The 12,619-nt window shown below is 70.3% G+C and carries 13 protein-coding genes and 1 tRNA gene; 9 read left to right on the forward strand and 5 right to left on the reverse strand.

The window, feature by feature from the left end; genetic code table 11:
* Positions 1–80 precede the first annotated feature (80 nt).
* Positions 81–656, forward strand: coding sequence for a TerD family protein (locus ACFYRY_RS21875; RefSeq protein WP_356767674.1), 576 nt, complete (start codon positions 81–83; stop codon positions 654–656).
* 109 nt (positions 657–765) lie between these two features.
* On the opposite strand, the gene ACFYRY_RS21880 is transcribed toward ACFYRY_RS21875, so the two are convergent.
* Positions 766–2,178, reverse strand: a complete 1,413-nt coding sequence (locus ACFYRY_RS21880) for a M1 family metallopeptidase (RefSeq protein WP_389147918.1) — start codon at positions 2,176–2,178, stop codon at positions 766–768.
* Positions 2,179–2,218: 40 nt separating this feature from the next.
* Here ACFYRY_RS21880 and ACFYRY_RS21885 point away from each other — a divergent pair, with 40 nt between their 5' ends.
* Positions 2,219–2,719, forward strand: a complete 501-nt coding sequence (locus ACFYRY_RS21885) for a hypothetical protein (protein ID WP_389147921.1) — start codon at positions 2,219–2,221, stop codon at positions 2,717–2,719.
* 55 nt (positions 2,720–2,774) lie between these two features.
* Here ACFYRY_RS21885 and ACFYRY_RS21890 read toward each other — a convergent pair whose 3' ends face one another.
* Entirely contained in the window at positions 2,775–3,470 is a 696-nt protein-coding gene (locus ACFYRY_RS21890) for a pentapeptide repeat-containing protein (protein ID WP_389147924.1), read from the reverse strand.
* Positions 3,471–3,613: 143 nt separating this feature from the next.
* Here ACFYRY_RS21890 and ACFYRY_RS21895 point away from each other — a divergent pair, with 143 nt between their 5' ends.
* From ACFYRY_RS21895 to ACFYRY_RS21905, 3 genes are all read left to right on the forward strand, one after another.
* Positions 3,614–4,774, forward strand: a complete 1,161-nt coding sequence (locus ACFYRY_RS21895; protein WP_389147926.1) for an NAD(P)-binding protein — start codon at positions 3,614–3,616, stop codon at positions 4,772–4,774.
* An 83-nt stretch (positions 4,775–4,857) separates the two neighbouring features.
* Positions 4,858–5,868: a zinc-binding dehydrogenase gene (locus ACFYRY_RS21900; protein WP_389147929.1), complete on the forward strand. Its 1,011-nt coding sequence runs from the start codon at positions 4,858–4,860 to the stop codon at positions 5,866–5,868.
* Complete coding sequence (locus tag ACFYRY_RS21905) at positions 5,865–7,403, forward strand: MFS transporter (RefSeq protein WP_389147932.1); 1,539 nt, start codon at positions 5,865–5,867, stop codon at positions 7,401–7,403. The genes ACFYRY_RS21900 and ACFYRY_RS21905 overlap by 4 nt, the downstream gene beginning before the upstream one ends.
* Before the next feature lie 36 nt (positions 7,404–7,439).
* On the opposite strand, the gene ACFYRY_RS21910 is transcribed toward ACFYRY_RS21905, so the two are convergent.
* Positions 7,440–8,093 carry a rhomboid-like protein gene (locus ACFYRY_RS21910; protein WP_389147935.1) on the reverse strand — a complete coding sequence of 218 codons (654 nt, stop codon included), beginning with the start codon at positions 8,091–8,093 and terminating at the stop codon, positions 7,440–7,442.
* 34 nt (positions 8,094–8,127) lie between these two features.
* Between ACFYRY_RS21910 and ACFYRY_RS21915 the strand changes: the two genes are divergently transcribed.
* A complete protein-coding gene (locus ACFYRY_RS21915) occupies positions 8,128–9,015 on the forward strand; it encodes an aminoglycoside phosphotransferase family protein (protein WP_389147938.1) in 888 nt (295 codons plus the stop codon).
* Positions 9,016–9,024: 9 nt separating this feature from the next.
* Positions 9,025–9,510 carry a GNAT family N-acetyltransferase gene (locus ACFYRY_RS21920; RefSeq protein WP_389147941.1) on the forward strand — a complete coding sequence of 162 codons (486 nt, stop codon included), beginning with the start codon at positions 9,025–9,027 and terminating at the stop codon, positions 9,508–9,510.
* Between the two features lie 78 nt (positions 9,511–9,588).
* Here ACFYRY_RS21920 and ACFYRY_RS21925 read toward each other — a convergent pair whose 3' ends face one another.
* Positions 9,589–10,476: an NAD(P)-dependent oxidoreductase gene (locus tag ACFYRY_RS21925; protein ID WP_389147944.1), complete on the reverse strand. Its 888-nt coding sequence runs from the start codon at positions 10,474–10,476 to the stop codon at positions 9,589–9,591.
* A 52-nt stretch (positions 10,477–10,528) separates the two neighbouring features.
* Here ACFYRY_RS21925 and ACFYRY_RS21930 point away from each other — a divergent pair, with 52 nt between their 5' ends.
* Entirely contained in the window at positions 10,529–10,879 is a 351-nt protein-coding gene (locus ACFYRY_RS21930) for a winged helix-turn-helix transcriptional regulator (protein WP_389148405.1), read from the forward strand.
* A gap of 238 nt (positions 10,880–11,117) precedes the next feature.
* Here ACFYRY_RS21930 and ACFYRY_RS21935 read toward each other — a convergent pair.
* Positions 11,118–11,191 (reverse strand) — tRNA-Thr (locus ACFYRY_RS21935).
* A 241-nt stretch (positions 11,192–11,432) separates the two neighbouring features.
* Here ACFYRY_RS21935 and ACFYRY_RS21940 point away from each other — a divergent pair.
* The gene (locus ACFYRY_RS21940) at positions 11,433–12,569 is read left to right on the forward strand and encodes an ABC transporter ATP-binding protein (RefSeq protein ID WP_389147947.1); all 1,137 of its coding nucleotides are present in this window, start codon (positions 11,433–11,435) and stop codon (positions 12,567–12,569) included.
* The last annotated feature ends 50 nt before the right edge of the window (positions 12,570–12,619 follow it).

The following is a 12,619-nucleotide window of genomic DNA, read 5'->3' on the forward strand; positions in this document are numbered from 1 at the left end:
CCATGGCCACCCCTCGCCGCGTTCAAGGGGGTAGCTGTAGCTTCGTGCCCGTTAGATAACGAGGGAAGGGACTCCCAACAATGGCTGTAAGCCTGTCCAAGGGTGGCAACGTCTCGCTCACCAAGGAGGCTCCGGGCCTGACCGCCGTCACCGTGGGCCTCGGCTGGGACGTCCGCACCACCACCGGCACGGACTTCGACCTCGACGCCTCCGCGATCGCGGTCAACCCGCAGGGCAAGGTCTACTCGGACGGCCACTTCGTCTTCTTCAACAACAAGCAGACGCCGGACCAGACCATCGTCCACACCGGTGACAACCGCACCGGCGAGGGCGCCGGCGACGACGAGGCGATCAACGTCAACCTCGCCGGTCTCCCGGCCGACGTCGACAAGATCGTCTTCCCGGTCTCGATCTACGACGCGGAGAACCGCTCGCAGAACTTCGGCCAGGTCCGCAACGCCTACATCCGCATCGTCAACCAGGCCGGCGGCACCGAGATCGCCCGCTACGACCTCTCGGAGGACGCGGCCACCGAGACGGCCATGGTCTTCGGCGAGCTCTACCGCAACGGCGCCGAGTGGAAGTTCCGCGCGGTCGGCCAGGGTTACGCCTCGGGCCTGGTCGGCATCGCCCAGGACTTCGGCGTCAGCGTCTGACGAGCGCCTCGCTGCGCTGGACCCCCGGCTCCGGCCGGGGGTCCCCGCATGTCCCCCGGTAGGTTGACCCCGCTCGCCCTCTCCCCCGGCCACGACATCCCCGGCCCGCTCAGCCCTTGGCCGGCTTCCCGTCCCCGTACAGCCACTCCTCCCAGATCCCGCTGAAGTCCTCGTCGGGTGCCTGCTTCTCGACGTACGCGGTGAAGTCGGCGGTGTCCGCGTTCCCGTGACGGTGGGCGGCCGCCCAGCCCTGGACGATGTCGTAGAAGGTGTCGTCGCCGACGGTCTGCCGGATCCGGTGCAGGACCATCGCGCCCCGCTGGTAGACCGGACTGTCGGAGATGTGCGCGGCGCTCGTCGGCCGGGCGGGCGGGAAGTCCCAGAGGTCCTCGTAGATGTCGGCACCGTGGTCGTAGAGGGCGTCGAAGGTCTTCTGGGCGCTGTCGCCGCCGTGGTCCTCGTCCCACAGCCATTCCGCGTACGTCGCGAAACCCTCGTTGAGCCACATGTCCCGCCAGGTCTTCGGGGTGACGGAGTTCCCGAACCACTGGTGGGCCAGTTCGTGGACGAGGGTCCCGGTGTCAGGCGCGCCGGGGAAGACCGGCCGGTTCTGGGTCTCCAGGGCGTAGTCGGCGTCGGCGTCACGGTCGACGATCGCTCCCGTCGAGGAGAACGGGTAGGGGCCGAAGTTGTACTCGGCCCACTCCATGATCTTGGGAATCCCGGCGAGCACCTTCTTGCTCGCCGCCGCCTTTGTCGGGTCCACGGCGACGTACACGGGCAGGCCGGCGGGGGCGGTGGAACGGGTGATGTCGTAGCGGTGGATGTCGTAGCGGCCGACGGCGAGCGTGGCGACGTAACTCGCCATCGGCTCCGCGGTGTGCCAGGTGTACGTCGTGCGGCCCGCCGTGGTCCTCTCCCCCGTCAACTCCCCGTTGGAGACGGCCCCCAGCCCTTTCGGCACGGTCACGGCGAGGTCGTACGACGCCTTGTCGGAGGGGTGGTGGTTGCCGGGGAACCACGCCATGGAGCCGGTGGGTTCACCGAGGGCCAGCGCCCCGTCGGCCGTCCGCAGCCAACCCTCCTGGGAGCCGTCCGGGTCGGTGATCGGTTCCGGGATGCCGGAGTAGCGGACGGTCACCCGGAACGTCTCACCGTCGTCGAGCTCGTCCCGCGGGCGGACGGTCAGCTCCTGCCCGGCGCGGTCCCAGCGGGCGCTGTGGTCCCCGACGGTGACGCTCTCCACGTGCAGGCCCCTGAGGTCCAGGTCGAACGCGGAGAGGTCCTGGGTGGCGCGCGCGGTGATCGCCGCCTTACCGGACAGGCGGGAGGTGCGCGGGTCGTAGGCGAGGGTCAGGCCGTAGTGCGTGACGTCGTAGCCGCCGTTGCCCGCCTTCGGGAAGAACGGGTCACGCACACCGAAGCCGCCGAGCGTGCCGTGGGCCCCCGCCCCGCACGCGGTCAGGGCCACGGCGAGGAGGACGGCGGCGCAGGCCGGGGCAACTCGGACGGATCGGGACACGCCAGTGATCCTATGAGAACCGCGTGGCACCATCACGTACGTGCTCGACATCGGCTACGCCCTCTCCAACCGTTTCCCCGACCCCCCGCAGACCGACTACCGTCGCGCGGACGTCCGCGCCCTGCGCCACGACCTGTTCTGCGGTGACGTGTACCTCGCCGACACCAAGGCGGACCGGGAACTGTCCACAGCCTGGGGATGGGTGCCGGTGCTCGACTTCGCGTGGGCGCTGTGCGACATCGTGGAACGGATCGACCGCGACCCGGCCGGCTCCCGCGCCGCCCGCCCCCAGCGCGCGGAACTGGACTTCACCGAGTCGACCGACCGGATGCTCTTCGAGCGCCGCTTCGGCTGGGTCGACATCGAGGCCGACTGGATGCCGGCGGAGGAGCCCCCGCTGAGCTTCTCCCACACCGCGCTCCGCCGCGAGGCCCGCGACTTCCTGCACGACCTGATCGCCGACCTGGTGGACCTCCACGACGACCTGGGCGACAACCCGGCGATCTGGACACTGCAGGCCCGGTTTCCCAGACTGCGGTGAGTGTGGTGAGTGCGGTGAGTCCGGGGACGGACGGACCAGCCCGCACGGGAAGCCGTCACCCCTCCACCCGGATCCCCAGCGCCCCCGCCAACACCGGTGCCAGATCCAGCAGTTGAGCCGGGCTGATGACCGCCCCCGCCAGCCGCTCCACCCCTCGCGCGATCTCCAGTGACGCGGCCCCGCGCAGGTCGACGTCCCGGAGGGTCGCCCCGGTGAGGTCCGCCCCCTTCACCGCGCAGTCCACGAACTCCACCCGCTCAAGGCGGGCACTCCCGAAGTCCGGCTCGACCAGGACACAGCTCTCGAAGACCACGTCGGTGAGCCGGGCCGTACGCAGGTTCAGATAGTCGATCTTGCCGCCGCGGATCAGGACCCGCTCCAGGACCGCCCCGTGCAACTGGACCCCGCCCATCCGCGCGTCGACCACCTCCACGTCCCGCAGGGTCGCCTCCGCGAGGTCGGTGCCCACCCCGCGCGGGCCGGTGAGGACCGAGTCCAGGATCCGGGCGCGCGTCAGACGGGTCTCGTCCAGCACGCACTCCTTCAACGCACAGTCCATGAAGCGGGCGCCCCCGCCGTCCTGCCCGGCGAAATCCCCCTCCCGGAACTCCAGTCCGTCATAGTCCCCGTCCGGCTCCAGCCCCCCTCCGTCGAACGGATCCAGCGACGGCAGCCGCACCTCCGGCCGCCGCGCCGCCTTCACCCCGGAACCACCGGCCCCAGCACTCCCGCCGACCGCTCTCCTCGCCATGCCCCCATGCTGCACCCCAGCACTGACAATCGCCCCGACCTGCGAAAACACCGCCCATGTCACATTCCGGGCCGCAGATCGGTCCTCTCCACAGAACAGAAAAACAGAAGGGCGACACCCGACCCCCGAGGGAGACCACAGACATGCACCGCATCACCGTCGTCGGCGGCGGCTTCGCCGGACTGACCGCGGCCATCACCGCGGCCGAGGCGGGCGCCAAGGTCACCGTCCACGAGGCCCACCACACCCTCGGCGGGCGGGCCCGGACCGCCGAGGGGCCCTACCGCACGAACGAAGGGCCGCACGCCCTCTACAACGGCGGCCCGCACTGGACCTGGCTCAGGCAGCGCGACCTGATCGGACCGCTGGCCCCCATACCCCCGCTGGAAGCGGCCCGGCTGCGGCTGCGCCACAAGGGCGCACTGCGCCGCACCCCGCCCTTCGCCATGCTCAAACTGCTGCGCCCCGGAGCCCGGCAGGCACCCGTCGACGTCGACTTCCTGACCTGGGCGACCGAACAGGCCGGCGCGGAGGGCGCGCGGGCCGCCGCCAACTACTCCGCCGTCGCCCTCTTCCACCACGACCCGGGCGCGCTGTCCGCCGCGTTCGTCCAGGAACGCCTGCGCCGCGCCACCAAGCTCCCGCCCGAGGCCCACTATCCGCGCGGCGGCTGGGGCAGCCTCATCGACCGGATGGCCGCGCGGGCCTGGAACCTGGGGGTCCGCATGGAGACGCTCGCCCGCGTCGACACCCTCCCCACCGACACGCCCGTCATCGTCGCCACCTCCCTGGACGCCGCCCGCCGCCTGATCGGCGACGACTCGCTGACCTGGCCGAGCGGCCGTACGACACTCCTCGACCTCGCCGTGCGCAGTCGGCGCGGGGACGCGTTCGCCGTGTCCGACCTCGACTCCCCCGGCTGGATCGAACGGTTCACCGCCCAGGACCGGTCACTCGCCCCCGCCGGCGAGCAGCTCCTCCAGGGGCAGATCCCCCTCGCCCCGCACGAGACCAGGGCCGACGGCGTCGCGCGCGCGGAACAGCTGCTCGACCTCGCCTTCGAGGGCTGGCGCGGACGCGTCACCTGGCGACGCGAAGCCGTCGCGAACGGCCGCACCGGCGCCGTCGACCTGCCCGGCACCAGCTGGCGCGACCGGCCCGCGATCGACCGCGGCGACGGCGTCTTCCTGGCGGGCGACCAGGTCGCCGCCCCCGGCGTGCTGTCCGAGGTGTCGTTCAACAGCGCCCTCACCGCCGTCTCCCTCGCCCTGGGCCACCACACCCTTGACCTCAAGCAAGCTTGAGGTCGAAGAGTGGGCCATCAGAAGCGAGCGAGCGGCACGAGAGTGCCGCTCATCGATGGACACCACCACCGACGGGGGACCCCATGCACGCCATCCGCCTGCACACCTTCGGCCCGGCCGACAACCTCACACTCGAACAGGTCGCCGACCCCGTACCCGGCCCCGGCCAGGTCCGTATCGCCGTGGCCGCGGCCGGTGTCCACCTCCTGGACACCGCCCTGCGCGAGGGCCTCCAGGGCCCGCTGCCCGAGCCGCCGACCCTGCCCACCATCCCCGGCCGGGAGGTGGCCGGCACCGTCGAGTCCCTCGGCGAGGGCGTCGCCGGCCTGTGGCTCGGCCGACGCGTGGTCGCCCACCTCGGTTTCGCCCCGGGAGGCTACGCCGAACTCGCCGTCACCGACGTCGATCGCGTCCACGAGATCCCGCCCCACCTCGACGCCGCCCAGGCCGTCGCCATGATCGGAACGGGCCGTACGACGATGGGAATCCTGCAGTTCGCCGAACTCGGCCCCCACTCGGTGGCCGTGATCCCGGCCGCCGCCGGCGGAATCGGCACCCTCCTCGTGCAGTACGCCAAGAACGCGGGCGCCACCGTCATCGGCCTCGCCGGCGGCCCCGAGAAGACGGCCCGCGTCCGCGCCAACGGCGCCGACCTCGCCGTCGACTACACCGACCCCGGCTGGCCCGACACGGTCCGCGCCCACCTGCGCGGCCTCCCGTCCCGGCCCGGATCCGGCACCCCCCGCGCCGCCACCGTCGTCTTCGACGGCGTGGGCGGCGACATCGCCCGCGCGGCCGTCGACCTGCTCGGCCCCGGCGGCACACACCTCGTCTTCGGCTGGTCGGGAGCCGGCCTGCGCGATGGCGAACCGTATCTCGTGGACGGCGTCTCCCAGCAGGTCCTCGGGCCCGTGATGATGCGTAAGGCCGGCGGCCCCAACCCCGTCCGCACCCTGGAACTACGCGCCCTCACCAAGGCCGCCGCAGGCCGCCTCACCCCAGCCGTCCAGCGCTTCCCACTCGCCGCCGCTGCCGCCGCGCACCACGCCCTGGAAACCCGCGGCACAACCGGAAAGGTGGTACTGGAGCCATGACCTCGAAGGATGCGACCCGACCCGATCCGTGGTCTTCTGGCCAGGTGAGTGACACCCGCCCAGGTGACTCCGCCGCCGACCCCCGCCGCTGGTGGGGCCTGGTGATCATCGCGCTCGCGCAGCTCATGGTCGTCCTGGACGCGACGATCGTGAACATCGCGCTCCCCTCCGCACAACACGACCTCGGCATGTCCGACGGCAACCGGCAGTGGGTCATCACCGCCTACACCCTGGCCTTCGGCGGCCTCCTCCTGCTCGGCGGCCGCATCGCCGACCTGGTGGGCCGCAAACGCACCTTCGTCATCGGCCTCGTCGGCTTCGCCGCGGCCTCCGCACTCGGCGGCGCGGCCACCTCCCAGGGCATGCTCTTCGGCGCCCGCGCCCTCCAGGGCGCCTTCGCCGCCCTCCTCGCCCCCTCCGCGCTGTCCCTCCTGACGACGACGTTCACCAACCCCAAGGAACGCTCGAAGGCCTTCGGCATCTACGGCGCCCTCGCCGGCAGCGGCGCCGCGATCGGCTTCATCGTCGGCGGCCTGCTCACCGAGTACCTGAGCTGGCGCTGGTGCCTCTACGTCAACGTACCGATCGCCCTCATCGCCGTCTTCGGCGCGCTCGCCCTGCTGCACGACCGCCCCGGCCACGCCGGCGCCCGCCTCGACGTGCCGGGGGCGCTGCTGGGCTGCGGCGGCCTGGTCGCGATCGTCTACGGCTTCAGCGAGGCCCAGCCCCGCGGCTGGACCGACCCGCTGGTCCTGACCCTGTTCGCGGTGGGCGTCGCGCTCCTCGTGACGTTCGTGTGGTGGCAGGCCAGGGCACCCATGCCGCTGCTGCCCCTGCACGTCATCAAGGACCGCAACCGCGCCGGCTGCTTCCTCACCATGGGCCTCGCCGTCATCGGCCTGTTCGGCCTGTTCCTCTTCATGACCTACTACCTCCAGGTCGTCCTCGGCTACTCACCGGTGAAGACGGGCCTGGCCTTCCTCCCCCTGACCGTCGCGATCATCATCGGCTCCACGCAGATCTCCGCCCGCCTCCTCGACCACGTCGCCCCCCGCATGCTGATGGTCCCCGGGATGGTCCTCGCCGCCGGCGGCATGGTGATCCTCACGCAGATGACGATCCACTCGTCGTACGCCACCGAGATCCTGCCCGCCCTGCTCCTGATGGGCCTCGGCATGGGCCTCACCTTCATGCCGGTGTTCTCCACCGCCACCGCGGGCGTCGCCCCCCAGGACTCCGGCGTCACCTCGGCGACCGTCAACACCTCACAACAGGTCGGCGGCTCCATCGGCACGGCCCTGCTCAACACCGTCGCCACCACCAGCAGCGCCACTTATATCGCCGCCCACCTCACCGACCCCGCCAAGCGAGCCCTGGTGGTGAACGAAGGCGTCGTCCACGGCTACACCGTCGCCATCTGGTGGGCCGCCGGCATCATGCTGCTGGCCGGTCTGGTCGCGGGCCTCATGGTGACCACCAAACCCCCGAAACACGGCGCCCCCACCGGCACACCGATACCGGAGTCGGTCGCCTGAGACCGGGACGTCAGCCGGTGTGCCCGGCGCCCGACCTCACCCCCGCCACGAAGCCACCACCCCGCGCGGATCCCACACCCCTCCCCGGCCCCGCGTCACCGGATGACAGGCGAACCCGATCAACAACGCAACGAAATGCCCGAAATCAGTGAACGTCCGCCCCACCACCAACGGCACCCCGTACACCAGCGACACCACCGCCAGATACCCGAACCGCCACGGCCGCGCGATCCGGTACACCAGCACCCCCACCACCCCCGCCAACGCGTAACTCACCCCGATGTCCACCGTGTCCGCCGTCGACGAGGGCGCCCTCCCGTCCCACATCGCCACCAGCACCCCGCCCTCGCTGATCAACGTCGCCAGCACATGCGCGGTCACACACACCACCAACCAGCGCCACGTCCCGAGCCAACGCTCCGCAGGCGCGTGAATGAAGCTGTAGAACGCCACATACGGCAGCCAGATCCCACCGTCGATCAGGAACGCGCTCGCGAACAACACCCGCACCGGGTTCTCCGACAACCGCTGAATGTTCGTCGACCGCTCCAGCAGGAACTCCCGCTCGAACTCCGGCGACATGAGATGAACGGCGACGGTACTCACGAGCAGCAACGCCAACCAGACATAGGTGCCGGGGGCGCTGCGGACGTACGTCCACACCCTGTGGAAACCCCGCTTGATGCGCATGGACTGATTCACCCACACGGGTAGGGTCCGCACCGTGATTGACATTCCGGAGGACCTCGCAGCGTCTCAGGCGAAGTACAACGGAGAGGCAGGGCGTGCCTTCATCGCACGCCTGCCAGAGCTGGCGGCCGATTTCCTGAACCGCTGGGAACTGCGGCTCGACGGCCGGCCGATGCACGGAGTCTCCGCCCTGGTTCTTCCGGTCGTCCGCGCGGACGGCACCGAGGCCGTGCTGAAGCTGCAACTCCTGGACGAGGAAAGCGTCGGCGAACCAGTCGCCCTGCGCGTCTGGAACGGCGACGGAGCGGTACGTCTCCTCGACCACGACGCGACCACCGGCACCATGCTCCTGGAACGCCTGGACCCGGCCCGCATGCTGTCGCGGCTGCCCGACTCCCGTGCGGCCGCCCTGGTCATCGCCCGGCTGCTGGCCCACCTCACCGCGACCCCGGCACCGCCCGGCCTGCGCCGCCTCGCCGACATCGCGCAAGCGATGCTCGACGAGACCCCTCGAGCCCTGACGCATGTCCCCGATCCCCAGGCCCGCCGCCTGCTCGCCGACTGCGCGGCCGCCGTACGCGAAGTGATCGCCGACCCCGGCGACCGCCTCCTGCACTGGGATCTCCACTACGACAACGTCCTCGCCGCCGACCGCGCCCCCTGGCTCGCCATCGACCCCAAACCGCTGGCCGGCGACCCGGGCTTCGACCTGCTCCCCGCCCTCGACAACCGCTACGACCCCGCCGAGACCTGCTGGCGCTTCGACGCGATGACCGAGGTCCTGGCCCTCGACCGCGCCCGGGCCCGCGCCTGGTCCCTGGGCCGCGTCCTGCAGAACTGCCTGTGGGAGATCGAGGACGGCCGCCCACTCCAGCCGCAACAGCTGGACATCGCCAAACGCCTCAAAAGCTCCCCCCGCTAGCCTGCGCCCATGATCCGACCCGCCGCCCCCGCCGACGTCCCCACCCTCCACGCCCTCATCCGCGAACTCGCCGACTACGAGAAGGCCCTGCCCGAAGCCAAGGCCACCGAGCGACAACTCCACGACGCCCTCTTCGGCGACCACCCGGCGACCCACGCCCTCATCGCCACCGACGACACCACCGGCGAACCGGTCGGCTACGCGATCTGGTTCCTCAACTTCTCCACCTGGCGCGGCGTCCACGGCATCTACCTCGAGGACCTCTACGTCCGCCCCACCGCCCGGGGCGCCGGCCACGGCAAGGCCCTCCTCACCGAACTGGCCCGCATCTGCGTCGACCGCGGCTACGCCCGCCTGGAATGGGCCGTCCTCAACTGGAACACCCCCTCCATCGCCTTCTACGAATCCCTCGGCGCCCGCCCCCAGAACGAGTGGACCGTGTACCGCCTCACAGACGAAGCCCTGGCGAACCTGTCACGCATGCCCCCTCACTGAACACCCAGACCATACGAAAGCCCAGGTCAGAAGTGGTCGCCGCAGCCGCGGCCAGGGGCCCGGCCGCCTGCCGCTTCCTCAGCGGCGACCCAGTACCTCGGCGATGCGGATGAACCCATCCGTGCCGTGGCCCAGGCCGATGACGCGGCGGGCCATGCCCTCTGCCGCGCGCATCACGCCCGCGTCGATGCCATGACCTTCAGAGGTCTGCACGATGTGGGCCATGGACGAGGCCGCCGAGGTGATCGGGTTGCCCTCGCCCGAGAAGTCGCCACTGTCCACGTCCTCCGCGGCCTGCTCGAAGACTGGCGGGATGATCGCGCCTATGCCCTTGGCGAACGGGGCCAGCTCCTGCGCGGTGACACCCTCAGCCTTGGCCACCGCCAGGGCGTGGGCATAGCCCGCCATGGCAGTCCAGAAGATGTCCAGCAGCGCGATGTCGTAGGCGGCCGCCCGACCGATCTCCTCGCCGAGATGGGTGTGGGTGCCGCCCAGCGCCTCAAGGGCAGGTAGATGCTTGCGGTAGAGCTCCTCGGGACCGCTGTGGATGAAGACAGCGGCAGGCGTTCCGATGGTCGTGGTCGGTGTCATGATGGCGCCGTCCAGGTATTGGATGCCGTGCCCGGCCGCCCAGGCCGCCGTGTCGCGGGCCCGCGCCGGGGTGTCGGCGGTCAGGTTCACCACCGTGCGGCCCTTGAGCGCGTCGGTAACCGCCTCGCGCCGCAGAATGGCGTCCACAGCGTCGTAGTTCACCACGCAGGCCACGGCCAGCCCGCTCGCGGCGACCGCCTCTTCGGCGGATCGGGCGCCGACTGCGCCTCGCTCGACCAGATCGCGGTCTCTGCCCGGCGTCCGGTTCCAGACCGTCGTCCGCAGGCCGGCGTCCAGGAACGCTCCGGCCAAAGCTCGGCCCATGGGCCCGAGACCCAGCACGGTGACGGCAGACTGTTGGGGGTGTGAAGACATGTTGGTTCAGCCTCTGCAGAAGTATCGGAAGAAAGTGATGAAAGGGGCTCATGTGACGCAAAGTCGCGCCAGGGACACGAACGTCTGCGGAGTGACAGCCGCGATTGCCGTGATCGACGGCAAGTGGAAGACCGTTCTGCTGTGGTTGCTGGAATCCGGCCCGTGGCGCCCCGGGGAGCTGCGGCGTCGGCTGCCGGGCCTCAGCGAGAAGGTGCTGACTCAGGCGCTCCGCGAGATGGAGGCTGACGGACTGGTGCACCGGGCGGTGCATGACGAACTGCCGTTGAAAACGGTGTACTCCCTCACTCCGTTCGGCCGCGAGCTCTCGGAGGCCCTGGGGCCCGTTTCGGATTGGGGCCACCGCCGCCTGGAGAAGCTCGCCCAGGCGCAGTCGGCCTCCTGACGCATGGCCACTCCCGCCTCACTCGGATACGGCGCCCCTCACGCCGCCGTGTGATCAGGTTCCGCCCTGCTCCCTGCACCGACAAGTACCCACAAAAAAGTGGGTACTGAGCACGCCCTGGGAGTCATGGCCAAAGAGGAGGCCCCGCCTTCGCACCGCTTCGGACCCTGCCCACCGGACTGCACCGCGCAGACGACGAAACCCCAGGTCAGAGCGATCCGACCTGGGGTTTCAGCAGAGCCCCCTGTCGGATTCGAACCGACGACCTACGCATTACAAGTGCGTTGCTCTGGCCAACTGAGCTAAGGAGGCCCGTACGCGCCTGGCGCCTACGTGCCCACGCAGTGTACCCACCCCGAGGACCGGCCCTGTCGAAAATTTCCGCGAAGTTCACCGTCCGCCAGGTACTGACAGGCGGGCGAACGCCAGGTACCGTCCTGACCCAGTTCACGCGTGTGGACTACACCACCCTGGGCTCGCCCGGGGCGGCTCACCACCTTCCTACAACGGATCGTCCGGCACGTTCCTGCCGGTAGAAGGGGGCCCTGTAACCATGGCCACTGTCTCGTTCGACAAGGCGACCCGCGTATACCCGGGTTCCACCAAGCCCGCCGTCGACGCCCTTGAGATCGACATCGAGGACGGGGAGTTCCTCGTCCTGGTCGGTCCGTCCGGCTGCGGCAAGTCCACCTCGCTCCGCATGCTCGCGGGGCTCGAGGACGTGAACGCCGGCGCCATCCGTATCGGTGACCGTGACGTCACGCACCTGCCGCCGAAGGACCGGGACATCGCCATGGTGTTCCAGAACTACGCGCTCTACCCGCACATGAGCGTCGCCGACAACATGGGCTTCGCGCTCAAGATCGCCGGCGTGAACAAGACGGAGATCCGGCAGAAGGTCGAGGAGGCCGCGAAGATCCTCGACCTCACGGACTACCTGGACCGCAAGCCGAAGGCCCTCTCCGGTGGTCAGCGCCAGCGTGTCGCCATGGGTCGTGCCATCGTGCGTGAGCCGCAGGTGTTCCTCATGGACGAGCCGCTGTCCAACCTGGACGCCAAGCTCCGTGTGTCGACGCGTACGCAGATCGCGTCGCTGCAGCGCCGTCTCGGCATCACCACCGTGTACGTGACCCACGACCAGGTCGAGGCCATGACGATGGGCGACCGGGTCGCCGTCCTCAAGGACGGTCTGCTCCAGCAGGTCGACTCGCCGCGCAACATGTACGACCGTCCGGCGAACCTCTTCGTCGCCGGCTTCATCGGCTCCCCGGCGATGAACCTCGTCGAGGTCCCGATCACCGACGGCGGTGTGAAGTTCGGCAACAGCGTCGTCCCGGTCAACCGTGACGCGCTGAAGGCCGCCTCCGACAAGGGCGACCGCACCGTCACGGTCGGTGTCCGTCCCGAGCACTTCGACATCGTCGAGCACAACGGTGCCGCCGCGTCCGCGCTGTCGAAGGACACCGAGGACGCCCCGGCCGGTCTCGCGGTCTCCGTGAACGTGGTCGAGGAGCTCGGCGCCGACGGTTACGTCTACGGCAGCGCCAAGGTCGGCGACGACCTCAAGGACCTGGTCGTCCGCGTCAGCGGCCGTGCGGTCCCGGACAAGGGCGCCACGCTGCACGTCGTGCCGCGTCCGGGCGAGACCCACGTGTTCTCGACCTCCACGGGCGAGCGCCTCACCGACTGAGCCAACAGAGCGACCGACCGGGGTGATATCCACCCTGGTTGACGAAGAGG

Source organism: Streptomyces sp. NPDC005263 (genome assembly GCF_042872365.1).
GTDB lineage: Bacteria > Actinomycetota > Actinomycetes > Streptomycetales > Streptomycetaceae > Streptomyces.